This window comes from Phytobacter palmae (assembly GCF_039409775.1).
GTDB classification, from domain to species: Bacteria; Pseudomonadota; Gammaproteobacteria; order Enterobacterales; family Enterobacteriaceae; genus Phytobacter; species Phytobacter palmae.
The window spans coordinates 98,339-120,788 of record NZ_JBCIVJ010000004.1; the positions used below are offsets into that span (position 1 = coordinate 98,339).

General features: G+C 55.5%; 19 protein-coding genes. 16 read left to right on the forward strand and 3 right to left on the reverse strand.

All coding sequences use genetic code 11. From position 1 onward, the window contains the following. The first annotated feature begins 272 nt into the window (after positions 1–272). The 14 genes from nifH to nifM all read left to right on the forward strand — a co-directional run bounded on the left by nifH (position 273) and on the right by nifM (position 13,484). Complete coding sequence (nifH, locus tag AAIG39_RS07130) at positions 273–1,154, forward strand: nitrogenase iron protein (RefSeq protein WP_090084487.1); 882 nt, start codon at positions 273–275, stop codon at positions 1,152–1,154. A gap of 25 nt (positions 1,155–1,179) precedes the next feature. Further along, on the forward strand, positions 1,180–2,628 hold the full coding sequence (gene nifD / locus AAIG39_RS07135; protein WP_047370273.1) for a nitrogenase molybdenum-iron protein alpha chain: 1,449 nt from the start codon (positions 1,180–1,182) through the stop codon (positions 2,626–2,628). Between the two features lie 55 nt (positions 2,629–2,683). Next, positions 2,684–4,246 (forward strand): nitrogenase molybdenum-iron protein subunit beta, encoded by a 1,563-nt coding sequence (gene nifK / locus AAIG39_RS07140; protein ID WP_343193516.1) that lies wholly within the window; start codon positions 2,684–2,686, stop codon positions 4,244–4,246. Positions 4,247–4,290: 44 nt separating this feature from the next. Then, positions 4,291–4,509: a putative nitrogen fixation protein NifT gene (gene nifT, locus AAIG39_RS07145; protein WP_039078967.1), complete on the forward strand. Its 219-nt coding sequence runs from the start codon at positions 4,291–4,293 to the stop codon at positions 4,507–4,509. A gap of 10 nt (positions 4,510–4,519) precedes the next feature. Further along, positions 4,520–5,179, forward strand: a complete 660-nt coding sequence (locus AAIG39_RS07150) for a NifB/NifX family molybdenum-iron cluster-binding protein (RefSeq protein ID WP_343193517.1) — start codon at positions 4,520–4,522, stop codon at positions 5,177–5,179. A gap of 178 nt (positions 5,180–5,357) precedes the next feature. After that, positions 5,358–6,731 carry a nitrogenase iron-molybdenum cofactor biosynthesis protein NifE gene (gene nifE / locus AAIG39_RS07155; protein WP_343193518.1) on the forward strand — a complete coding sequence of 458 codons (1,374 nt, stop codon included), beginning with the start codon at positions 5,358–5,360 and terminating at the stop codon, positions 6,729–6,731. 10 nt (positions 6,732–6,741) lie between these two features. Then, positions 6,742–8,124: a nitrogenase iron-molybdenum cofactor biosynthesis protein NifN gene (gene nifN, locus AAIG39_RS07160; protein ID WP_343193519.1), complete on the forward strand. Its 1,383-nt coding sequence runs from the start codon at positions 6,742–6,744 to the stop codon at positions 8,122–8,124. Next, the gene (locus AAIG39_RS07165) at positions 8,111–8,575 is read left to right on the forward strand and encodes a NifB/NifX family molybdenum-iron cluster-binding protein (protein ID WP_090084496.1); all 465 of its coding nucleotides are present in this window, start codon (positions 8,111–8,113) and stop codon (positions 8,573–8,575) included. The genes nifN and AAIG39_RS07165 overlap by 14 nt, the downstream gene beginning before the upstream one ends. 198 nt (positions 8,576–8,773) lie before the next feature. Further along, a complete protein-coding gene (gene nifU / locus AAIG39_RS07170; protein ID WP_343193520.1) occupies positions 8,774–9,601 on the forward strand; it encodes a Fe-S cluster assembly protein NifU in 828 nt (275 codons plus the stop codon). 34 nt (positions 9,602–9,635) lie between these two features. Beyond that, on the forward strand, positions 9,636–10,838 hold the full coding sequence (nifS, locus tag AAIG39_RS07175) for a cysteine desulfurase NifS (RefSeq protein WP_343193521.1): 1,203 nt from the start codon (positions 9,636–9,638) through the stop codon (positions 10,836–10,838). A 12-nt stretch (positions 10,839–10,850) separates the two neighbouring features. Further along, positions 10,851–11,993 carry a homocitrate synthase gene (gene nifV / locus AAIG39_RS07180; protein WP_343193522.1) on the forward strand — a complete coding sequence of 381 codons (1,143 nt, stop codon included), beginning with the start codon at positions 10,851–10,853 and terminating at the stop codon, positions 11,991–11,993. Between the two features lie 2 nt (positions 11,994–11,995). Continuing rightward, a complete protein-coding gene (locus AAIG39_RS07185; RefSeq protein ID WP_090084503.1) occupies positions 11,996–12,253 on the forward strand; it encodes a nitrogenase-stabilizing/protective protein NifW in 258 nt (85 codons plus the stop codon). After that, positions 12,250–12,693, forward strand: coding sequence for a nitrogen fixation protein NifZ (locus AAIG39_RS07190; RefSeq protein WP_090084505.1), 444 nt, complete (start codon positions 12,250–12,252; stop codon positions 12,691–12,693). Before AAIG39_RS07185 ends, AAIG39_RS07190 begins: the two co-directional genes overlap by 4 nt. Further along, positions 12,690–13,484, forward strand: coding sequence for a nitrogen fixation protein NifM (gene nifM, locus AAIG39_RS07195; RefSeq protein ID WP_343193523.1), 795 nt, complete (start codon positions 12,690–12,692; stop codon positions 13,482–13,484). The genes AAIG39_RS07190 and nifM overlap by 4 nt, the downstream gene beginning before the upstream one ends. A gap of 112 nt (positions 13,485–13,596) precedes the next feature. Here nifM and hrpA read toward each other — a convergent pair whose 3' ends face one another. Further along, a complete protein-coding gene (gene hrpA / locus AAIG39_RS07200; RefSeq protein WP_343193524.1) occupies positions 13,597–17,499 on the reverse strand; it encodes an ATP-dependent RNA helicase HrpA in 3,903 nt (1,300 codons plus the stop codon). Between the two features lie 201 nt (positions 17,500–17,700). Between hrpA and azoR the strand changes: the two genes are divergently transcribed. Beyond that, positions 17,701–18,306 carry an FMN-dependent NADH-azoreductase gene (gene azoR / locus AAIG39_RS07205; RefSeq protein ID WP_039076975.1) on the forward strand — a complete coding sequence of 202 codons (606 nt, stop codon included), beginning with the start codon at positions 17,701–17,703 and terminating at the stop codon, positions 18,304–18,306. Between the two features lie 4 nt (positions 18,307–18,310). Here the strand turns inward: azoR and AAIG39_RS07210 are convergent, their stop codons facing one another. Together AAIG39_RS07210 and AAIG39_RS07215 are read right to left on the reverse strand one after the other, a co-directional pair. Then, complete coding sequence (locus tag AAIG39_RS07210; RefSeq protein ID WP_090084510.1) at positions 18,311–18,505, reverse strand: YnbE family lipoprotein; 195 nt, start codon at positions 18,503–18,505, stop codon at positions 18,311–18,313. After that, complete coding sequence (locus tag AAIG39_RS07215; RefSeq protein WP_343193525.1) at positions 18,502–21,144, reverse strand: YdbH family protein; 2,643 nt, start codon at positions 21,142–21,144, stop codon at positions 18,502–18,504. The genes AAIG39_RS07210 and AAIG39_RS07215 overlap by 4 nt, the downstream gene beginning before the upstream one ends. Before the next feature lie 208 nt (positions 21,145–21,352). Here AAIG39_RS07215 and AAIG39_RS07220 point away from each other — a divergent pair, with 208 nt between their 5' ends. Then, positions 21,353–22,342 (forward strand): 2-hydroxyacid dehydrogenase, encoded by a 990-nt coding sequence (locus AAIG39_RS07220; RefSeq protein ID WP_090084513.1) that lies wholly within the window; start codon positions 21,353–21,355, stop codon positions 22,340–22,342. The last annotated feature ends 108 nt before the right edge of the window (positions 22,343–22,450 follow it).

Consider the following 22,450-nt stretch of genomic DNA (forward strand, 5'->3'; position numbering starts at 1 on the left):
GTTGATATGTCGACATTGCGCGGAATAAGACAGGCGGTACGACATCCTGTTGAACAGCTAACAAAGTGTCAGCGCCGCCACGCCAACGCCTGACGCAGCGGCGAATTGTCCTGTTTCCAACAATTGGTCTGCATATTGTTCAGTGTTTGTTTTGCCACTCACAGAGGTGATAAATATAAAACTCAATAAATACAATAAATTATCCGTTCTGGCACGGCTGGTATGTTCCCTGCACTACGTAATGGGCAAACACACAAACAGGAGAACACACCATGACCATGCGTCAATGCGCCATTTATGGCAAAGGTGGGATCGGCAAATCCACCACCACACAAAACCTCGTCGCCGCACTCGCGGAAATGGGTAAAAAAGTGATGATCGTCGGCTGCGACCCGAAAGCGGACTCCACCCGTCTCATCCTGCACGCTAAAGCACAAAACACCATTATGGAGATGGCCGCTGAGGTGGGTTCCGTGGAAGACCTCGAACTGGAAGACGTACTGCAAATTGGTTACGGCGGCGTGCGTTGTGCGGAATCCGGCGGCCCGGAGCCAGGCGTGGGCTGTGCAGGACGCGGCGTTATCACCGCCATCAACTTCCTTGAAGAAGAAGGCGCCTATGTCAGCGACCTCGACTTTGTCTTCTATGACGTTCTTGGTGACGTTGTCTGCGGCGGGTTCGCCATGCCGATTCGTGAAAACAAAGCACAAGAGATCTATATCGTCTGCTCCGGGGAAATGATGGCGATGTATGCCGCCAATAACATCTCCAAAGGCATCGTGAAATATGCCAAATCCGGCAAAGTTCGCCTGGGCGGGCTGATTTGTAACTCCCGCCAGACTGACCGCGAAGATGAGTTGATCATCGCGCTGGCAGAAAAACTGGGCACCCAGATGATTCACTTTGTGCCACGCGACAACATCGTCCAGCGTGCGGAAATTCGGCGCATGACGGTTATTGAATATGACCCGACATGCAACCAGGCCGACGAATACCGCAAACTGGCGAATAAGATAGTCAATAACACCCTGATGGTCGTGCCGACCCCCTGCACCATGGATGAACTGGAAGAGCTGCTGATGGAATTCGGCATTATGGATGTGGAAGACGCCAGCATCATCGGTAAAACCGCCGCCGAAGAAAACGCGGCCTGAGCCGCCTTATAACAGGAACACAGTTATGAGCAATGCAACAGGCGAACGTAATCTGGAAATTATCCAGGAAGTGCTGGAGATCTTTCCGGAAAAAACGCGCAAAGAACGCAGAAAGCACATGATGGTGACAGACCCGGAGATGGAAAGCGTCGGGAAATGCATCATCTCTAACCGCAAATCGCAGCCGGGTGTAATGACCGTTCGCGGCTGCTCCTACGCCGGTTCGAAAGGCGTGGTTTTCGGGCCTATTAAAGATATGGCTCATATCTCCCACGGCCCGATCGGCTGTGGGCAGTACTCCCGCGCCGGGCGTCGCAACTACTACACCGGCGTCAGCGGCGTTGACTCCTTCGGGACGCTGAACTTTACCTCTGACTTTCAGGAGCGCGATATCGTCTTCGGTGGCGATAAAAAGCTCAGCAAACTGATTGAGGAGATGGAGGAGCTGTTCCCGCTGACCAAAGGTATCTCCATTCAGTCGGAATGCCCGGTTGGCTTAATTGGCGACGATATCGAAGCGGTGGCGAATGCCAGTAAAAAAGCGCTCAACAAGCCGGTGATCCCGGTGCGTTGCGAAGGCTTTCGCGGCGTGTCGCAGTCCCTCGGCCACCATATCGCTAACGACGTGATCCGTGACTGGGTGCTGGATAACCGCGAAGGTAAACCCTTCGAATCCACTCCGTATGACGTGGCCATTATAGGCGATTACAACATTGGCGGTGACGCCTGGGCTTCGCGCATTCTCCTTGAAGAGATGGGGCTGCGCGTGGTGGCTCAGTGGTCCGGTGACGGCACGCTGGTCGAGATGGAAAACACCCCGTTCGTGAAGCTCAATCTGGTGCACTGCTACCGCTCCATGAACTACATCTCTCGCCATATGGAAGAGAAACACGGAATTCCGTGGATGGAGTACAACTTCTTTGGCCCGACCAAAATCGCCGAATCGCTGCGTAAAATCGCCGATCAATTTGACGACACCATCCGCGCGAATGCGGAAGCGGTGATCGCCAGATATCAGGCGCAGAACGACGCGATAATCGCCAAATATCGCCCGCGGCTCGAAGGGCGTAAAGTCCTGCTCTATATGGGTGGCCTGCGTCCTCGCCATGTGATCGGCGCGTATGAAGATTTGGGGATGGAGATTGTCGCCGCCGGGTATGAATTTGCCCATAACGACGATTACGACCGCACCCTGCCGGATCTTAAAGAGGGCACGCTGCTGTTCGATGACGCCAGCAGTTATGAGCTGGAAGCGTTCGTGAAGGCGATTAAGCCGGATCTCATTGGCTCGGGCATCAAGGAAAAATACATTTTCCAGAAAATGGGGGTTCCGTTCCGCCAGATGCACTCCTGGGATTACTCCGGCCCGTATCACGGCTATGACGGCTTTGCCATCTTCGCCCGCGATATGGACATGACGCTCAACAATCCCGCCTGGGGCGAGTTGACCGCACCCTGGCTGAAATCAGCCTGAATACTATCCTGACATCCCGTTTGTTCACCGATTTGTGGCGCGGGAGGAGAACATCATGAGCCAAACTGCTGAGAAAATTGTCGCCTGTCATCCGCTGTTTGAACAGGACGAATACCAGACGCTGTTTCGCAACAAGCGCGGTCTGGAAGAAGCGCACGACCCGCAGCGTGTGCAAGAGGTTTTTGAATGGACCACCACGGCGGAATACGAGGCGCTGAACTTTAAGCGCGAAGCGTTAACCGTCGATCCGGCGAAGGCCTGCCAGCCTTTAGGATCGGTGCTCTGTTCACTGGGGTTTGCCAATACGCTGCCCTATGTGCACGGTTCCCAGGGCTGCGTGGCCTATTTTCGCACCTATTTTAACCGTCATTTCAAAGAGCCGATCGCCTGCGTCTCCGACTCAATGACGGAGGATGCGGCGGTATTCGGCGGCAACAACAACCTCAACACCGGGTTGCAAAATGCCAGTGCCCTGTACAAACCGCAAGTCGTTGCGGTCTCCACCACCTGTATGGCGGAGGTCATCGGCGATGACCTGCAGGCCTTTATCGCTAACGCCAAAAAGGACGGGTTTATCGATGCCGCCATTCCGGTGCCGTATGCCCACACGCCAAGTTTTATCGGTAGCCATATCACCGGCTGGGACAACATGTTCGAAGGTTTCGCCCGCACTTTCACCACTGATCATGTGGCACAACCCGGCAAACTGGCGAAGCTAAACCTGGTAACCGGTTTTGAAACCTACCTCGGCAATTACCGCGTGCTCAAACGCATGATGGCCCAGATGGATGTGCCCTGTAGCCTGCTGTCTGACCCTTCCGAGGTGTTAGATACCCCCGCCGACGGCCACTACCGCATGTATGCGGGCGGCACAACGCAACAAGAGATGCGTGAAGCCCCCGATGCTATCGACACCCTGCTGCTGCAACCCTGGCATCTGGTGAAGAGTAAAAAAGTGGTGCAGGAGTCCTGGGGTCAGCCCGGCACAGAAGTGCAAATCCCGATGGGACTGGCCGGAACAGACGAACTGCTGATGGCCGTCAGTCAGTTGACCGGCAAACCGGTGGCGGATGAACTGACGCTTGAGCGTGGACGCCTGGTGGATATGATCCTCGATTCACACACCTGGCTGCACGGCAAGAAATTCGGTCTCTATGGCGATCCGGATTTTGTGATGGGGCTGACGCGTTTTCTGCTGGAGCTGGGCTGCGAACCGACGGTAATCCTCTGTCATAACGGCAGCAAGCGCTGGCAGAAAGCGATGAAGAAAATGCTTGAGGCGTCACCCTACGGTCAGGAGAGCGAGGTATTCATCAATTGCGACCTGTGGCATTTCCGCTCGCTGATGTTTACCCGTAAACCGGACTTTATGATCGGCAACTCATACGCCAAATTCATTCAGCGTGACACGCTGGCGAAAGGCGAACAGTTTGAAGTGCCGCTGATCCGCCTCGGCTTCCCGTTGTTCGACCGCCATCATCTGCATCGCCAGACCACCTGGGGTTATGAAGGGGCGATGAATATCGTCACCACCCTGGTCAACGCCGTGCTGGAGAAAGTCGACCGCGATACCATCAAACTGGGCAAAACGGACTACAGCTTCGACCTTGTCCGCTAACCATTACGCGCCCCGCCCTGTGCGGGGCCGCAAAGGGGAAAAAGATGCCAATAGTGATATTTCGTGAGCGCGGACCGGACCTCTGGTGCTACATCGCTAAACAGGACCTTGAGGCAAAAGTCATCGCGATTGAACATGACACCCCGGATAACTGGGGTGGTGCTATTTCTCTGGAAGGGGGACGCCAGTATATCGTCAGCCTGCAACCTGGACGGCCCACCTTCCCCATCAGCCTGCGCGCCACGCGCGGCGCGCTTTTGTGAAGGAGGTCAGATGAACGATAACGATGTCCTTTTCTGGCGCATGCTGGCGCTATTCCAGTGTCTGCCGGAGCTGCAACCGGCGCAAATACTGGCCTGGCTTACGGGAGAGCGCGATGATGCCTTAACCCCTGCGTACCTTGATAAGCTTAATGTTCGCGAACTTGAAGCCACCTTTCCATCTGAAACGGCGATGATGTCGCCCGCGCGCTGGAATCGCGTTAAAGCGTGCCTTCACGGTACGCTGCCCGCGCACCTGCAGGTAAAAAACACATCCCGGGAGGGGCAATTACGGGTGGCTTTTTGTTCGCTGGATGGATTGCTGATCAATGGTCATTTTGGTCAGGGGCGGCTCTTTTTTATCTATGCCTTTGATGAACAAGGCGGATGGCTGCATGCGTTACGTCGTCTTCCCTCAGCCCCACAAACCCTGGAGCCGAATGAAGTTCGTGCGCAGTTATTGAGCGATTGCCACCTGTTGTTTTGTGAAGCGATTGGCGGGCCCGCTGCCGCCCGGCTGATTCGCCACAATATCCACCCTATGAAAGTGTCGCCAGGGATGTCCATTGCCGCCCAGTGTGATGCCATTACCTCACTGCTGCGCGGTCGTCTGCCACCGTGGCTGGCAAAACGTCTTGAGAAAGCCAACCCGCTGGAAGAACGGGTGTTTTAATCTGCCCGATCCCCTGCGATTGATCCAGATATGCAGGGGATCATTCCCGTTGTCCTCAATATGCCAATTGTCTGCTTTGTCGCAAACCCGACAGTAACTTCCCTTTAAAAATCAACGACTCATTCCTGGCTTGCGAATTGCAACATGGCTCACAGCCCAACAAGTCAATGAGGTCACTATGAAGGGAAATGACATTCTCGCGCTGCTGGATGAACCTGCCTGCGAACACAATCATAAACAAAAATCCGGCTGTAGCGCCCCCAAACCCGGAGCAACGGCAGGTGGTTGCGCGTTTGATGGTGCGCAAATCACTCTGTTGCCGTTGTCGGATGTGGCCCATCTGGTCCACGGGCCGATTGGCTGTACGGGAAGCTCCTGGGATAACCGGGGCAGCATGAGCTCCGGCCCCAGTCTCAACCGGCTCGGTTTTACCACCGATTTAAATGAGCAGGATGTGATCATGGGACGTGGCGAACGGCGGCTTTTCCATGCGGTGCGCCATATCGTTAACCGCAATCACCCCTCTGCGGTGTTTATCTATAACACCTGCGTCCCGGCGATGGAGGGGGACGATATTGATGCCGTGTGTCAGGCGGCGGAAACCGCCACAGGCGTGCCGGTGATTGCCATTGATGCCGCCGGGTTCTACGGCAGCAAAAATCTCGGCAACCGTCTGGCGGGCGAAGTGATGGTCAACAAGGTTATCGGACGACGCGCGCCTGCGCCCTGGCCGGACAATACCCCTTTCGCGCCGGAACATCGCCACGATATCGGGCTGATTGGCGAATTCAATATCGCCGGGGAGTTCTGGCACGTTCAGCCACTGCTTGATGAACTGGGTATACGCGTGCTGGGTAGCCTGTCGGGGGATGGCCGTTTTAGCGAAATCCAGACCCTGCACCACGCGCAGGTCAATATGCTGGTCTGCTCCAGGGCGCTGATTAACGTAGCCCGCACCCTTGAACAGCGCTATGGCACCCCCTGGTTTGAGGGCAGTTTTTACGGCGTGCGCGCCACCTCCGATGCGCTGCGGCAGCTGGCATCCCTGCTTGGCGACAGCGATCTGATGGCCCGTACCGAAGCCGTTATCGCACGGGAAGAAGCCGCCGCCAGTCTGGCGCTGGCCCCGTGGCGCGAACGATTGCAGGGACGCAAAGTGCTGCTCTATACCGGCGGGGTGAAATCCTGGTCGGTGGTCTCGGCCTTACAGGATTTAGGCATGACCGTGGTGGCGACCGGCACACGAAAATCCACCGAAGAAGATAAACAGCGTATTCGCGAATTAATGGGTGATGACGCGCTGATGCTGGAAGAAGGTAACGCCCGCACCCTGCTTGATGTGGTGTACCGCTATCAGGCGGACTTAATGATTGCCGGTGGGCGCAATATGTATACCGCCTACAAAGCGCGACTGCCGTTTCTGGATATCAACCAGGAGCGCGAACACGCCTTTGCAGGTTATCGCGGTATCGTCACCCTCGCCCAACAGCTTTGCCAGACCATTGACAGCCCCGTCTGGCCGCAAACACACGCCCGCGCGCCGTGGCAATAAGGAGTGAAAGATGGCAGATATCATCCGTAATCAGAAACCGCTGGCAGTAAGTCCGGTAAAAAGCGGCCAGCCGTTAGGCGCAATTCTCGCGAGCCTCGGCTTTGAGCACAGCATTCCGCTGGTGCACGGGGCGCAGGGATGCAGCGCGTTCGCCAAGGTATTCTTTATCCAACATTTTCATGACCCTATTCCGCTGCAATCCACAGCGATGGACCCCACCTCAACGGTGATGGGGGCAGACGGCAATATCCTTACCGCACTGAATACGTTATGTCAGCGCAACAACCCGAAAGCTATTGTCCTGTTGAGCACGGGCCTGTCTGAGGCTCAGGGCAGCGATATCAGCCGCGTGGTACGCCAGTTTCGCGAGGATTTTCCCCGCCATAAAAATATCGCCCTCCTGACGGTCAACACGCCGGATTTCTACGGCACGCTGGAGAACGGCTTTAGCGCGGTGGTGGAAAGCGTTATCGAACAGTGGGTGCCGGAAAAGCCCCAGCACGGCCTGCGTAACCGGCGGGTCAACTTACTGTTAAGCCACCTGCTGACGCCCGGTGATGTTGAGCTGCTGCGCAGCTACGTAGAGGCGTTTGGCCTGCAACCGGTGATCGTTCCCGACCTTTCACAATCGCTGGATGGCCACCTGGCAAGCGGCGATTTTTCGCCCGTCACCCAGGGAGGGACGTCGCAGCGGGTCATCGAACAGATGGGACAGAGCCTATGCACCTTTGCCATCGGCGTGTCGCTTTCGCGCGCGGCCTCGCTGCTTGCGCAACGCAGCCGTGGCGAAGTTGTCGTTCTTCCCCATCTGATGACCATGGAACACTGCGACCGCTTTATTCACCAGCTAAAGATCATTTCCGGGCGCGACGTTCCCGCCTGGATTGAGCGCCAGCGCGGACAGTTACAGGATGCGATGATCGATTGTCATATGTGGCTACAGGATGCCCGGCTCGCACTGGCGGCTGAGGGCGATCTGCTGGCAGGCTGGTGCGATTTCGCCCGTAGCCAGGGCATGCTCCCCGGCCCCGTCGTGGCGCCGGTCAGCCAGCCAGGCCTGCAACAGCTTCCCGTTGAGAAAGTGGTCATTGGCGATCTGGAAGATATGCAGGATTTACTGTGCGATATGCCCGCCGACCTGCTGGTCGCCAACTCTCATGCGGCAGACCTGGCCTGCCAGTTCTCCATTCCGCTTATCCGCGCCGGGTTTCCCATCTTCGACAGGCTTGGTGAGTTTCGCCGCGTGCGTCAGGGATACCCCGGTATTCGCGACACGCTGTTTGAGCTGGCGAACCTGATGCGCGAACGTCACCACCACATGCCACTCTACCGCTCCCCCCTGCGCCAGCAGTTTGCCCGGGACGCTGACGGAGGACGCTATGCAACATGTTAATCGTCAGTTCAGTACCATCTGTTCCGGTGAATGGTCGATGAAAGTCGCCTTCGCCAGTTCCGATTACCATCACGTGGATCAGCACTTCGGCGCTACGCCCCGCCTGGTGGTCTATGGCGTCAAAGAAGATGATGTCACCTTGCTGCGGGTCGTCGATTTTACCGTACTGGCCGGACATCAAACCGAGAAGATCGCCAGCCGTATCAGCGCGCTGGAAGATTGCGTCACCCTTTACTGTGTGGCGATTGGCGAAACAGTATTTCGTCAACTGCTGCAAATAGGTGTGCGCGCCGTCCGCGTGCCCGAAGACACGCCGATTGTCGGCCTGTTACAGGAAATTCAGCACTACTGGTATGACAAAGAACAGCGTAAAAACGCGCGCAATCGCGACCCCAATCGCTTTTCGCAACTGCTGCTGGAAAGTCAGTGGCAGGATGACAATGAGCATTAAAGATTGTGTCGTTTCTGCGACAAACCTCACATAAACCACGACATTGCGCGTGGGTTTATGTGAGTAAACATTCATAACATACTGAAAATAATCAATTTTAATCTCTGGTACTGCTTTTGCTTAATCTTCATACCCGCTGTTGATTAACGCGGTGAATTGCGCCTTGCGCTGTCCGTCATAATCCTGGGAGCTGAGAGCATGTGGAACTATTCCGAGAAAGTGAAAGACCATTTTTTTAATCCCCGTAATGCCCGGGTGGTGGCAGAGGCCAACGCGATTGGCGACGTAGGTTCGATAAGCTGTGGCGACGCCCTGCGCCTGATGCTGCGGGTTGATCCGCAAAGCGAAACCATTCTTGAGGCCGGTTTTCAGACCTTTGGCTGCGGTAGCGCCATCGCCTCCTCATCCGCCTTAACGGAACTGATCATTGGCCGCACGCTGCAAGAAGCCGAACAGGTCACCAACCAGCAAATCGCCGACTATCTCGACGGACTGCCGCCGCAAAAAATGCACTGCTCAGTCATGGGCCAGGAAGCGCTGCGCGCGGCGATCGCCAACTACCGGGGCGAAACCCTCGATGACGATCATGAAGAAGGCAAACTTATCTGCAAATGCTTTGGCGTTGACGAAGGCCAGATCCGCCGCGCGGTGTTGACCAACGGCCTGACCACGCTCGAAGAGGTGATCAACTACACCAAAGCGGGCGGTGGCTGCACCGCCTGCCACGAAAATATCGAGCTGGCGCTGGCTGAGATTCTGGCCGAACAGCAGGAAACCCCAGCGGTCGCCCTTGAGGCGACAAAAGATCCGCACTGGCAAGAAGTGATCGACGCGATTACCGAACTGCGTCCGCACATTCAGGCGGACGGTGGTGATATGTCGCTGATTAATGTCGCAAATCACAAAGTCACCGTCAGTCTTTCCGGTAGCTGTAGCGGCTGCATGATGACCGACATGACGCTGGCCTGGCTGCAACAGAAATTAATGGAACGTACCGGCTGTTTTATGGAAGTCGTGGCGGCGTAAGCCACATCTCGCTATCCGTTATGGGGGAACAAAGATGAAACAGGTTTATCTGGATAATAACGCCACCACCCGTATCGACCCGATGGTGCTGGAGGCGATGATGCCGTTTTTGACCGAGCATTACGGCAATCCGTCATCGATTCACGACTTTGGTCTGCCCTCGCGCGGGGCGCTGGAACGTGCGCATCAACAGGTTGCCGCCCTGCTGGGCGCCGATCACGCCAGTGAAATCATTTTTACCTCCTGCGCCACCGAAGCGACCTCCACGGCGCTGCATGCCTGCATTGAACTGATGCCGGAACGCCGGGAGATCATCACCACCATGGTAGAACACCCGGCGACGCTGGCGGTCTGCGAACACCTGGAACGCCAGGGATACCTGATCCACCGTATTGCGGTCGATGCCGATGGCGCACTCGATATGGCCCAGTACCGTCAGGCGCTCAGTCAACGGGTCGCGGTAGTCAGCGTGATGTGGGCTAACAACGAAACCGGGGTCATTTTTCCGGTGGCGGAGATGGCAGAGCTGGCCCATGAATATGGCGCGCTTTTTCACTGTGACGCGGTCCAGGCGGTGGGGAAAATTCCGCTGGCGGTGGGTAAAACGCAAATAGACATGCTGTCGTGCTCCGCCCACAAATTACACGGGCCGAAAGGGGTCGGCTGCCTCTATTTGCGCCGTGGCACACGCTTTCGCCCGCTGCTGCGTGGCGGTCATCAGGAGCGTGGGCGACGCGCCGGCACGGAAAATATTGCCGGGATTGTCGGTATGGGCAGCGCCTGCGAACTGGCGCAGATTCATCTGCCCGGCATGCGCGAAATCGCCCGTCTTCGCGATTATTTGCAGGACGAACTGGTCAATAGCGTGCCGTCAGTAATGGTGATGGGAGGCAATCAGCCGCGAGTACCGGGCACTGCGAATCTGGCGTTCGAGTTTATTGAAGGCGAAGCCATTTTGCTGCTGCTCAATCAGGCAGGGATCGCCGCATCCAGCGGTAGCGCCTGCACATCGGGCTCACTTGAGCCGTCGCATGTCATGCGCGCAATGAACATCCCCTATACCGCCGCCCACGGCAGCATTCGCTTCTCCCTTTCACGCTACACGCGGGAAAAAGAGATTGATTACGTCATTGCCACGTTGCCACCGATTATCGCCCGACTGCGGATGCTTTCCCCTTACTGGCAGGACGGTAAACCGCTGCCGGTGGAGTCATCATTTGCGCCGGTTTACGGCTAAGCGGAGGCGGCTATGGCCAGTGTGCTGATTAACGACACAACGCTGCGGGACGGCGAACAAAGCCCCGGGGTGGCGTTTCGCGCAAGCGAGAAAGTCGCCATTGCCGAGGCGCTGTTTGCCGCAGGCATCAAGGCGCTTGAGGTAGGAACGCCGGCTATGGGTGATGAAGAGCGCACCCGCATCCAGCTGGTACGTCGCCATTTGCCCGATGCGACACTGATGTCCTGGTGTCGGATGAATGCCGGGGAAATCCGCCAGAGTGCCGATCTTGGTATGGACTGGGTGGATATTTCGATTCCGGCGTCCGACAAACTGCGTCAGTACAAATTGCGTGAACCGTTGGCTGTGCTGCTTGAACGGCTGGAAAGCTTTATCGGCATGGCGCGCGCACTGGGGATGGCGGTCTGTATCGGCTGTGAAGATGCATCTCGCGCCGATGACGACACACTTCGCCAGATAGCGAGTGTCGCACAGGAGGCAGGGGCGCTGCGTTTGCGTTTTGCTGATACGCTGGGAGTGCTGGACCCGTTCGCGACCGACCAGGCTATCCGTTCGCTGCGTAGCTACTGGCGTGGTGACATTGAGATGCACGCCCATAACGATCTGGGGCTGGCCACCGCCAATACCCTGGCGGCCATTCGTGCCGGGGCGACCAGCGTAAATACCACCGTGCTGGGCCTGGGAGAACGCGCGGGGAATGCCGCACTGGAGACCGTCGCGCTTGGCTTACACCGTTGTCTGGGGCTTGATAGCGGCGTCGATTTTAGCCAGCTGCCCGCACTCTGCCAGAAGGTCGCCGAGGCCGCTCAGCGCCCTATCGACGCCCAGCAACCGCTGGTTGGCGAACAGGTCTTCACCCATGAATCCGGAGTTCATGTTGCTGCGTTGTTGCAGGACAGAGAGAGTTATCAGGCGATTGATCCGGCGCTGATGGGACGGGAATATCGCCTGGTACTGGGAAAACACTCTGGCCGCCAGGCAGTGGACGGCGTCTTTGCACGCATGGGCTACCCCCTTAACGCGCTGCAAATCGACGTACTGCTCCCGGCTATTCGCCGTTTTGCGGAGAGCTGGAAGCGTACGCCGAAAGATTATGAACTGATCGCGATTTACGATGAGTTATGCGGTGAACCCATTCGCCAGGTGGGAGGCTGAGTATGGAGTGGTTTTATCAGATTCCCGGCGTTGATGAGCTGGAAAGCGCCGAATCTTTCTTTGAGTTTTTTTCCGTCCCGTATGATCCAGCCGTACTGCGCAGCCGCTGCCTGCTCGTGCTGAGGGCCTTTAACCATAAACTGCGTGCCAACGTACCGCTGCGTAATCTGCTTGAAGAAGAGACGCGCGCACCCTGGCTCCTCGCCCGACGTCTGCTGGCAGAGAGTTACCAGCAACAGATTACCGGAGGTGGACAATGACCCCCGCATTTACCTTTGGCGATGAAGTTCGCGTCACGCGGGCCATTCGTAATGACGGCACTATGCCCGGCTTTGCACGCGGTCAACTGCTGGTACGGCGAGGCAGCACCGGGTTTGTCCGGGAATGGGGCCTGTTTTTGCAAGACCAGATTATCTACCAGATTCACTTTCTCGACGCTGACCTGGTGGTTGGCTGCCGTGGACAGGAACTGATCCCGGCAAACCAGCCCTGGAATGCCGGGATGCTGCAATTCGGTGATCTTGTCACTACCCTACATTCCCTGTCGGTCAATGGCGTGGTGGCGGTGAGAGCCGGGGAGACCGGGCAGATCGAAGCCACCGATCAGGGAGATGATGGCAACAGTTACACTGTCACCTTTTCCGGGCGCTGGTTTCAGGTTCCCGCCAGCGCACTGCGCTTAGCGGAGGAATTTGCATGAGCAGAGCCTGGGAGCAATTCGCGCGGCGACGTCTGGCGAAGACCCGCTGGAACTGCGAGCCACAGGATATTCCGGCCAGTGAAAACGCGGCCTTTGAACAGGCCTGGCGTCGACAGTGTTCACTGGAACAGGCTATCGTGCAGCAGGCCCATGATTTGCCGGTCACCGATACCCTGCTGCAGAGTATTGACTCCTCGCTGGCAGAGTTACTCGCTGAAAGCGCGTTTAGCGAGGAAGAACGTCAGGCAGTGGTGCGTCATCACGCGCTGATGGAGCTGCAATTTGTGCGCATCAGCGGGCAGACCTCGCGGCCTGATGACCTGACAGTGCTCACCTGGTATCAGCGTAATCAGCAGAAGTTTATGCGCCCGGAGCAGCGGTTAACCCATCATCTGCTGCTCACCGTTGATAATGACAATGAAGCAGTGCGCCGCCAGACGATGCGGTTTTACCGGGAGATTCAGGCCTCTCGTGAGGTTTTCTCCCGTCTGGCGAACCGTTATTCCCATTGCCCGAGTGCCTTAGAAGGTGGGCTGCTGGGCTGGATCAGTCGCGGTTTGCTTTATCCCGAACTGGAATCTGCCCTGTTTGCCTTGCCGGAAAACGGTGTCGCCGCGCCGGTGGAAACGGAGCTGGGCTGGCATATTGTCTGGTGTGAACGGATTCGGGGGCCTCAGCCATTGCCACAGACAGAAGCGCTGGAAAAAGCACGGGGTTTTTTATGGCGCCAGCGTCAACAGCAGGCGCAACAGAGGTGGTTAAAGCAGTTGATGACCGGAATTGCAGAGTGAGTGTGGGGGCCGGTTTTACATACCCCACCGCACTCCTGACCCGGACTATACGACACCTGATGAACCCGTATCCCGGATAAGGCAAAGCCGCATCCGGGATACCAGGAAAAAACTATGCGCTTACCTGCTCCATCGCCTGTAATACGCGCTTATCGGAGACCGGGTACGGTGTACCAAGTTGCTGCGCAAAATAACTGACGCGAAGCTCTTCTATCATCCAGCGAATCGCTTTCACCTCTTCATCTTCACGACGCGCGGGCGGTAGCTTATTCAGCCACTGCTGCCACGCCTGCTGAACCTGTTCGACTTTCAGCATTTGCGCCCGGTCACGGTGCGGATCGACTGCCAGCTTTTCCAGACGCTTTTCAATCGCGTGCAGATAGCGCAGCGTATCACCCAGGCGACGGAAGCCATTGCCGGTAACGAAACCGCGATAAACCAGCCCGCTCATTTGCGCTTTGATATCCGACAGTCCCAGCGCCATGGTCATATCCACGCGCCCTTTCAGACGCTTGTTGATATTGAACACCGCGGTAAGGATCTGCTCGACCTGTTTAGCGATGTCCACCACCGTTTCGTTCAGGTCAGCACGGACTTTTTCATGCAACGCCGTAAAGCCCTCTTCCGTCCAGACCGGTCCGCCCGCTTCGTCAATCAACTTATCAACACCGCAGGAGATACAATCATCAATCAAATCCAGTACTTTGCCATACGGGTTGAAATACAGGCCCAGCTTGGCTTTGTTTGGTAGCTTTTCGTGCAAATATTTGATGGGCGATGGAATATTTAACAACAGCAGACGGCGTAACCCGTTCCACATCGCCTGCTGCTGATCCAGCGGATTATCAAACAACTTAATGGCTACACTGTCGCGCTCATCCACCAGCGCAGGCCAGGCTTTCACCTTATAGTTGCCGCGTTTCTGCTCATAGCTTTCCGGTAGCTGACCGAAGCTCCAGATATGTAGCCCGCTTTGCTCAATACCGTCGTCCGCTACCGCAGAAAGGGTCTCCTGCACTTTGCCTTTCAGCGACTCTTTCAGTGCAGTTAACGACGGGCCTTCGGCAAGTTTCTTATTCTTCTCATCCACCACCCTGAAGGTGATTTTCAGATGGTCGGGAACCTGATCCCAGTGCCAGTCGTCGCGATCAATGGTATGCCCCGTCATACGCCGAAGCTCACGCTCCAGGGCATCCAACAGCGGCAGTTCAAGCGGAGTTACGCGACCTAAAAACGCTTCGGCGTAGTTTGGCGCCGGTACAAAGTTGCGTCGTACCGGCTTGGGTAAGGATTTTATTAGCGCAATCACCAGCTCACGACGCAGCCCCGGTATTTGCCATTCAAACCCGCCTTCTTCCACCTGGTTAAGCAACGGTAGCGGAATATGCACCGTCACGCCGTCCGCGTCCGCGCCCGGCTCAAACTGATAGGTAAGACGCAGCTTCAGGTTGCCCTGATGCCAGAAGTTGGGGTAATCCAACTTGCTGACCTTCTCCGCCCCTTCTTTGATTAACATGCTCTTTTCAAAATTGAGCAGATCCGGGGTTTCATGGCTCGCTTTCTTCCACCAGCTATCAAAGTGGCGGGCAGAGATCACATCATGGCTGATGCGCTGGTCATAGAACTCAAACAACGTATCGTCATCCACCAGAATATCGCGGCGGCGCGATTTGTGTTCAAGCTCTTCAATTTCAGCACGCAGTTTGAGGTTGTCGCGGAAAAAGGCATGACGCGTCTGCCAGTCGCCTTCCACCAGGGCGTGGCGAATAAACAACTCACGGCACAGAGCCGGGTCAATCTGGCTATAATTCACGCTGCGGGCAGCCACAATCGGCAGGCCGTACACCGTCACCTTCTCCGTTGCCATTACCGCGCCCTGCGAACGTTCCCAGTGCGGTTCGCTGTAAGAACGCTTGATCAGGTGTTGAGCGACAGGCTCCACCCATTCCGGATCGATACGCGCCGCGATGCGCCCCCACAGACGGCTTGTTTCCACCAGTTCGGCCACAATGACCCACTTCGGCGGCTTTTTGAATAAACCAGACCCCGGAAAAATCGAAAAACGGGCATTACGCGCACCGGTAAACTCCTGCTTATCGGCATCTTTCATCCCGATATGCGACAGCAGACCGGTTAGCAGCGCGATGTGGATCTCACGGTATTCCGCCGGTTCGCTGTTTACCGGAATGCCAAGCTCTTTTACTACCTGGCGCAACTGGGTGTAGATATCCTGCCACTCGCGCACCCGCAGGTAGTTGAGGAAATCGACGCGGCACTGGCGACGGAACTGGTTCGACGACAGCGCTTTCTGCTGCTCGCCGAGATAGTTCCACAGGTTCACGAACGCGAGGAAGTCAGACTCTTTATCGTGGAAGCGGCGATGTTTTTCATCGGACGCCTGCTGCTTGTCCATCGGACGCTCACGCGGATCCTGAATGGAGAGCGCCGAAGTGATGATCATCGCCTCGCGCACGCAGCCGTGTTTCTGCGCTTCCAGCACCATTCGCGCCAGACGCGGGTCGACCGGCAACTGGCTGAGCTGACGCCCCATCGGGGTTAATTTGTAGGCGGTGGCCTGCTCGTCAGTGGTGATAGCGCCGAGTTCTTCCAGCAGACGCACACCGTCCTGGATATTGCGTTTATCCGGTGCTTCAACAAACGGAAACGCGGCGATATCGCCCAGCCCCAGCGCGGTCATCTGCAGAATGACGGACGCCAGGTTGGTACGCAAAATTTCCGGGTCGGTAAATTCCGGGCGTGACAGGAAGTCATCTTCGGAATAGAGACGAATGCAGATCCCTTCGGAAACACGCCCGCAACGGCCTTTACGCTGGTTGGCGGACGCCTGCGAGACGGGCTCAATCGGCAGACGTTGTACTTTGGTCCGATAGCTGTAGCGGCTGATACGCGCGGTGCCAGGGTCAATGACATATTTAATACCTGGCACCGTTAGCGACGTTTCAGCCACGTTGGTCGCCAGCACAATGCGCCGCCCGCTGTGCGCCTGGAAAACGCGGTTCTGTTCACTGTTAGACAGACGCGCATAAAGCGGCAGCACTTCCGTATGGCGCAGATCGCGCTTATTGAGCGCATCGGCGGTATCGCGGATTTCACGCTCGCCGCTCATAAAAATCAGGATATCGCCCGGCGCCTCCTGACTTAATTCATCAACCGCATCGAAAATGGCCTGTAGCTGATCGCGCTCGGTATCATCCGCCTCCTCGACAATCGGACGGTAGCGCACTTCCACCGGATAAGTGCGCCCCGATACTTCGATGATCGGCGCATTATTAAAGTGGCGCGAGAAACGTTCCGGATCGATGGTCGCGGAGGTGATGATAACTTTCAGATCCGGACGCCGTGGTAACAGCTCTTTCAGGTAGCCGAGCAGGAAGTCGATGTTCAGGCTGCGTTCGTGCGCTTCATCAATAATGATGGTGTCGTACTGCATCAACAGGCGATCCTGCTGAATTTCCGCCAGCAGGATACCGTCTGTCATCAGCTTGACCATCGTGTTGTCACTGACATGGTCGCTAAAACGGACTTTATAGCCGATACAACCGCCCGGCTCAGTTTGCAACTCTTCGGCAATACGGTTGGCGACGGTGCGCGCCGCCAGGCGGCGCGGCTGGGTATGGCCAATCAACCCTTTTATCCCGCGCCCCAGTTCCATACAGATTTTTGGCAATTGCGTGGTTTTCCCCGAGCCGGTTTCCCCCGCAACAATCACGACCTGATTGTCACGCACGGCTTCAAGAATCGCCTGTTTCTTCTGGCTTACTGGCAGGTTATCGGGATAAGTAATGGCCGGACGGGACGCCTCGCGTAGCAGAACCTTCCCGGCGGCCTCGTTCATCTCCTGAGCCATTTTCTGAAAAATGATTTGCTGTGCTTCAGGATTTTTAACTTTCTTTGCCCCATGCAGGCGACGGGCAAAACGCAACCGATCGCGCAGCATCAGCGACTCTAATTGCTGATCCAGATCGGAGAAGGTCAATTTATGTTGTTCTGTCATAGTGTTATCGGTCAGCGCACTGACGGAAAAAATCTCTTTGGCTTAATGCTCATAGAATACCACATCGTCATAAACCATTTCTTGTTCAAGAAATTCGAACATAGAATTCGATATATTGCGCTATTCACGCAGCACTTTTGTGAATAGAGTGTCAAACAGCAACGGGGCACGCGCCCCATATCAAATAATAAGGATACACCCATGAGCAAAGTATTAGTTCTTAAATCCAGTATTCTGGCAGGGTACTCGCAGTCTGGTCAGTTGGCTGACTATTTTGTTGATCAGTGGAAAGCGAAACACGCCGCTGATGAGATCACCGTTCGCGACCTGGCCGCAAACCCTATTCCGGTACTGGATGGCGAACTGGTTGGCGCACTGCGTCCTTCCGATGCCCCGCTGACTCCGCGTCAGCAGGAAGCACTGGCGCTTTCAGACGAGTTGATTGCTGAACTGCAGGCGCATGATGTGATTGTCATTAATGCCCCGATGTACAACTTTAACATTCCGACACAGCTGAAAAACTATTTTGACCTGGTTGCCCGTGCTGGCGTGACCTTCCGTTATACCGAGAAAGGGCCGGAAGGTCTGGTAACCGGTAAACGTGTTGTTGTTGTTTCCAGCCGTGGTGGTATCCACAAAGACACCCCGAGCGATCTGGTCGCACCGTACCTGAAACTGTTCCTGGGCTTTATCGGTATCACTGACGTGAACTTCGTGTTCGCAGAAGGTATCGCTTACGGTCCGGAAGTGGCCACCAAAGCGCAGACTGACGCGAAAGCGGCGATCGACAGCCTGGTCGCAGCCTGAGTATTTACCCTCCTGCGCTCGCAGGAGGGTTCTGTTTCTCCAGCAACGTCTCCACTTCTTTATCCGCTTTAATATTGATGTCGTGCTCGATCTTCACATTCATATTGATGGTGATCGGCTCTTTCGGCGCAGCCACCTCAATCCGCGGCGTACAGGCAGCCAGCATCATTGTCATCATTAGTACTGGCAGAGTTTTCATTGTTTATCCTCACACTCTTTTCCGTTCGCACAGGGAACCGCAGGTAGCTTCGCTTTTTGTTTTAGCAAAGACTGAAGATTGTCGCCGAAGCGCAGACTGCGCCACAACTGAAAGACATTCTCTTCGTGGGCATAGTTCAGGTTCACCGTATTACTCTTTCCTTCCACAAAACTGGTGCCTTTGATGGCCGCCTTCATTTTCAGCACGCCCTGACGGTCCAGATTGAGCGTCGTCCAGGAGCGTGAAATCTCCATATAGCGCAACCAGTTAATTGCCGCACCGGCCGCTATATTATCTTTCACCAGAGCGTCGGCAGTATCTTTATCCACGCGTAAGGTCATGGGGCCGGGGTTATGCAGCCAGCCGTCTTCGATAATCCATGAACCGTTGTTATCCAGCCACAACGGCAGCGCGCCGTCAAAAGGACCGGACATAGCAAACTGTTTAGGGTTAATGGCGCTGATTAACTCGCTTGATGAGATATTACGCAAGCGCAACAGCGCCGGATCATGTTGCGGTAAACGCAACTGGCTCATCGTCACTTTGCCCCCCAGCACGTCGATACTGACATCACTCAACTGCAAGGGGTTCTCTTCACTCCAGGGATAATTGCCCTGCAAATCGGCAGAGATATTACGTGCAGTTACCTGATTGACCACTTCACCTATACGCAACGATACCGGTCTGCGCGTCCCCAGTTGCCAGTTACTTTCGTGGTAACGGAAAGGCAGGACAAAATCGACGCCGGAGAGTTGGTTATTCGGCATCCATGCACTGCCGCCACGCAGCACGCCATGCCCACCCGCCTCAAAACCCTGCCCGGCTGCGGCGGAAAAGGCGACCTGAGCATAAAGAGAACCATCCAGTAAATTCATCTTCCAGTCTGGTGGAACCAAAGGCTGGAAAACCGTCAACGACTGGCGCGGCCACCAGGCCTGTCCACGCAGGCGCTCACCATCCCAGCGCCCGTTTACCCGCACCGGGCCAATTTTTTCCGCGCGTAAATCGCCTTTGAACTGAAAGATGGTGGGTTCGCTCCCTTCAACGCTGAAGGTTAACGTTGAAGGTGGTAGTACGCTTCCGCCGGTGAAGGTAGTCTTTCCGGCATCAAGGGTTAACGCCCCGCTAAAAAAGGGATGATCTTCATCGCGCAGCCAACGCACCGGTTCATTCAATACCAGACGGGGCGAGCTCACATGCATCGTGCCGTACTGCAACTGGTCGAAACCGGTAGACAAATCGCTGAGTAAAATTGTTTTATCACGCCATTCGCCGCGGCCATTGACATCCCAGCGGGCGCTCATAGGGGTAAAATTACCCGTTCCCCAGTAGCGCCATTGCCACAAACCATCGTCTGGCAGAAAATCACGTGCCTGGCCATCAAGGTGTAAAACAAAATCCCCCATCGCGTTCTCATGGGCACGCAGAATAGCCTGTAACCGCCCGTCCACCCCCTCACGAGTGACTTTAACGCCCGCCAGTGGCCAGCGAACATCATCAATATTGAGTGCGTCGATCACGCGTCCGCTTGAGCGCAACAGCGCGCCAGGCGTAAACGCCAGCTTCGGGTCACTGAGCCCGCCTGTCAGGTGAGCTGGCAGCACGGCGTAGAAAATCATCTCCCCTTGTTTAGCTTCCCCTGTCAGTTGCAGCGGCATATCGCTGTTCACCATATTCAGACGCCCCGGCCCAATGGTGAGAACCGCATTGCCTTTCCCGGCATCGCCCTGCGTCAGAACGTTCAGACGCCCGCTGATTTTTGCGTTCTGCAATCCATCCTGCCAGCCATCGATACGCAATCCGACGCGTCCGCTTAACGGGAACCCCTGATAAGGCCAGTTCCAGCGGCCATCGCTAATGGTCAAACGTTCCCGCGTCGCCTGCCAGGGCAGATCCAGGATTGGTTCTGGATTATCGCGTGCAGTGATGATCAGTTGCCCTTCGTTGTTGCGCCACTCCAGATCGGCATCCACCAGCGAAGGTTCCGTTGGCAGCGTGAGCGTGGTCCGGGCATGACCATTAACCGGGATGCCATCAGGTACGTTTGGCAGGACAAACTCGCCGCCCAGCGTGACGGGGGGTTCGCCTTCGATCAGACGCAACTGCATTTGCGTCAGCGTGAGTATCTGTCCGCGCAGACGGGCCCTGAAGGATACCTGCTCGCCGTCATAGTGGAGCACCTGATTCTCTTCGGATAATGCCAGTGAGATTTTCCCTTCCCACTCCTGCCAGGGCGAGACGGTGAAACGGTCAATAGTAACCCATGTTTTCGGTAGCATGGATTGCCATTCAGCCAGGGTTGTCGGCGCCCCCGGAGACGGTTCCGTCTCGGGAAGTTTTGCCAGACAGGTGGTATTGATATCCAGCGACCCGATATCCAGCTTCCAGCGGCTCGGGTGCGTCAGTTGCGCGTTTTTGACCAGCGCCACGGGGCAATCCTCAATCAAATAATGCAGGTCCGGGATTTGCAGCGAGTGACGAGTAAACCGTGGGCTTTCTTCGAAGACAATACGTGTGCCTGCCGGCAGCCAGATGCCTGCAAGCGTGGGCACCCAATACGCGAGCGTAAGCAGCAGCGTCAACGGCAGCAAAATAAACAACAGTAGCAATGCGATTGCGGCTTTGTATTTACCCTTCATGGGCAGTTAATATCCTGATTTTGCATATAATTAAGCCGATTCTGGCCATTATTGTGGCATGTTTAGCCTGACAGGTGAAGTCGCTGCCCATTTTAAGCGTAGATGTTTTAAACTGTTTTATATGTCTCTGTTTATCAATTATTTTTTAGTATTTACACAATTATTTTAACCATGTTAATGTGGTGACAAACCTGATGGAGAAAGTCTTATGAAACTCGCGGTATACAGCACAAAGCAATACGATAAAAAGTATTTGCAGCACGTAAACGAGAAATTCGGCTACGAGATTGAATTTTTTGACTTTCTGCTTACGGAGAAAACAGCAAAAACGGCTAATGGCTGTGAAGGGATCTGCATTTTCGTTAACGATGACGGCAGTCGCCCGGTACTGGAAGAACTGAAAAAACATGGCGTGAAATTTATCGCGCTGCGCTGTGCCGGCTTCAATAACGTCGATCTGGATGCGGCAAAAGAGTTAGGGCTTAAGGTCGTGCGTGTTCCGGCTTATTCCCCGGAAGCCGTGGCAGAACACGCGATTGGTATGATGATGGCCCTGAACCGCCGCATTCACCGCGCTTATCAGCGTACCCGTGACGCCAACTTCTCTCTGGAAGGCCTGACGGGCTTTACCATGTACGGTAAAACAGCAGGTGTCATTGGTACCGGGAAAATTGGCGTCGCCGCTCTGCGGATCCTGAAAGGTTTCGGTATGCGTCTGTTGGCCTTTGATCCTTATCCGAGCGCTGCCGCACTTGAGCTGGGGGTAGAATATGTTGACCTCACGACCCTCTTTACCGAGTCCGATGTTATCTCCCTGCACTGCCCGCTGACGCCGGAGAACTACCACCTGCTTAATCACGCGGCCTTTGACCAAATGAAAGATGGCGTCATGATCGTGAACACCAGCCGCGGCGGTCTGATCGATTCGCAGGCAGCGATTGAAGCGCTGAAAAACCAGAAGATCGGTTCGCTGGGGATGGATGTGTACGAAAACGAACGCGATCTCTTCTTTGAAGACAAATCTAATGACGTGATTCAGGATGATATTTTCCGTCGCCTGTCGGCCTGCCATAATGTGCTCTTTACCGGCCATCAGGCATTTTTGACGGCAGAAGCGCTGATCAGTATTTCTGAAACCACCCTGAATAATCTGCATCAGCTGGAGAACGGCGAAACCTGTCCTAACGCACTGGTGTAAATGCTGAGGTTCCCTTCGCCCGAAGGGAACCCTTTAAGACAATTCCTGCCAACATCTGATTACCGCAGTCTGTTACTATCCTGCCGTTATGTTGATTTTCTTTGAGGA

Bases quoted from the DNA above. Each gene is read 5' to 3' on its own strand.
- AAIG39_RS07220 (WP_090084513.1), top strand. From the start codon at position 21,353: ATGAAACTCGCGGTATACAGCACAAAGCAATACGATAAAAAGTATTTG.
- azoR (WP_039076975.1), top strand. From the start codon at position 17,701: ATGAGCAAAGTATTAGTTCTTAAATCCAGTATTCTGGCAGGGTACTCG.
- AAIG39_RS07210 (WP_090084510.1), bottom strand. From the start codon at position 18,505: ATGAAAACTCTGCCAGTACTAATGATGACAATGATGCTGGCTGCCTGT.
- nifS (WP_343193521.1), top strand. From the start codon at position 9,636: ATGAAACAGGTTTATCTGGATAATAACGCCACCACCCGTATCGACCCG.
- nifM (WP_343193523.1), top strand. From the start codon at position 12,690: ATGAGCAGAGCCTGGGAGCAATTCGCGCGGCGACGTCTGGCGAAGACC.
- nifU (WP_343193520.1), top strand. From the start codon at position 8,774: ATGTGGAACTATTCCGAGAAAGTGAAAGACCATTTTTTTAATCCCCGT.
- AAIG39_RS07215 (WP_343193525.1), bottom strand. From the start codon at position 21,144: ATGAAGGGTAAATACAAAGCCGCAATCGCATTGCTACTGTTGTTTATT.
- hrpA (WP_343193524.1), bottom strand. From the start codon at position 17,499: ATGACAGAACAACATAAATTGACCTTCTCCGATCTGGATCAGCAATTA.
- AAIG39_RS07150 (WP_343193517.1), top strand. From the start codon at position 4,520: ATGAACGATAACGATGTCCTTTTCTGGCGCATGCTGGCGCTATTCCAG.
- AAIG39_RS07165 (WP_090084496.1), top strand. From the start codon at position 8,111: ATGCAACATGTTAATCGTCAGTTCAGTACCATCTGTTCCGGTGAATGG.
- AAIG39_RS07185 (WP_090084503.1), top strand. From the start codon at position 11,996: ATGGAGTGGTTTTATCAGATTCCCGGCGTTGATGAGCTGGAAAGCGCC.
- nifV (WP_343193522.1), top strand. From the start codon at position 10,851: ATGGCCAGTGTGCTGATTAACGACACAACGCTGCGGGACGGCGAACAA.
- nifT (WP_039078967.1), top strand. From the start codon at position 4,291: ATGCCAATAGTGATATTTCGTGAGCGCGGACCGGACCTCTGGTGCTAC.
- AAIG39_RS07190 (WP_090084505.1), top strand. From the start codon at position 12,250: ATGACCCCCGCATTTACCTTTGGCGATGAAGTTCGCGTCACGCGGGCC.
- nifN (WP_343193519.1), top strand. From the start codon at position 6,742: ATGGCAGATATCATCCGTAATCAGAAACCGCTGGCAGTAAGTCCGGTA.
- nifE (WP_343193518.1), top strand. From the start codon at position 5,358: ATGAAGGGAAATGACATTCTCGCGCTGCTGGATGAACCTGCCTGCGAA.
- nifD (WP_047370273.1), top strand. From the start codon at position 1,180: ATGAGCAATGCAACAGGCGAACGTAATCTGGAAATTATCCAGGAAGTG.
- nifK (WP_343193516.1), top strand. From the start codon at position 2,684: ATGAGCCAAACTGCTGAGAAAATTGTCGCCTGTCATCCGCTGTTTGAA.
- nifH (WP_090084487.1), top strand. From the start codon at position 273: ATGACCATGCGTCAATGCGCCATTTATGGCAAAGGTGGGATCGGCAAA.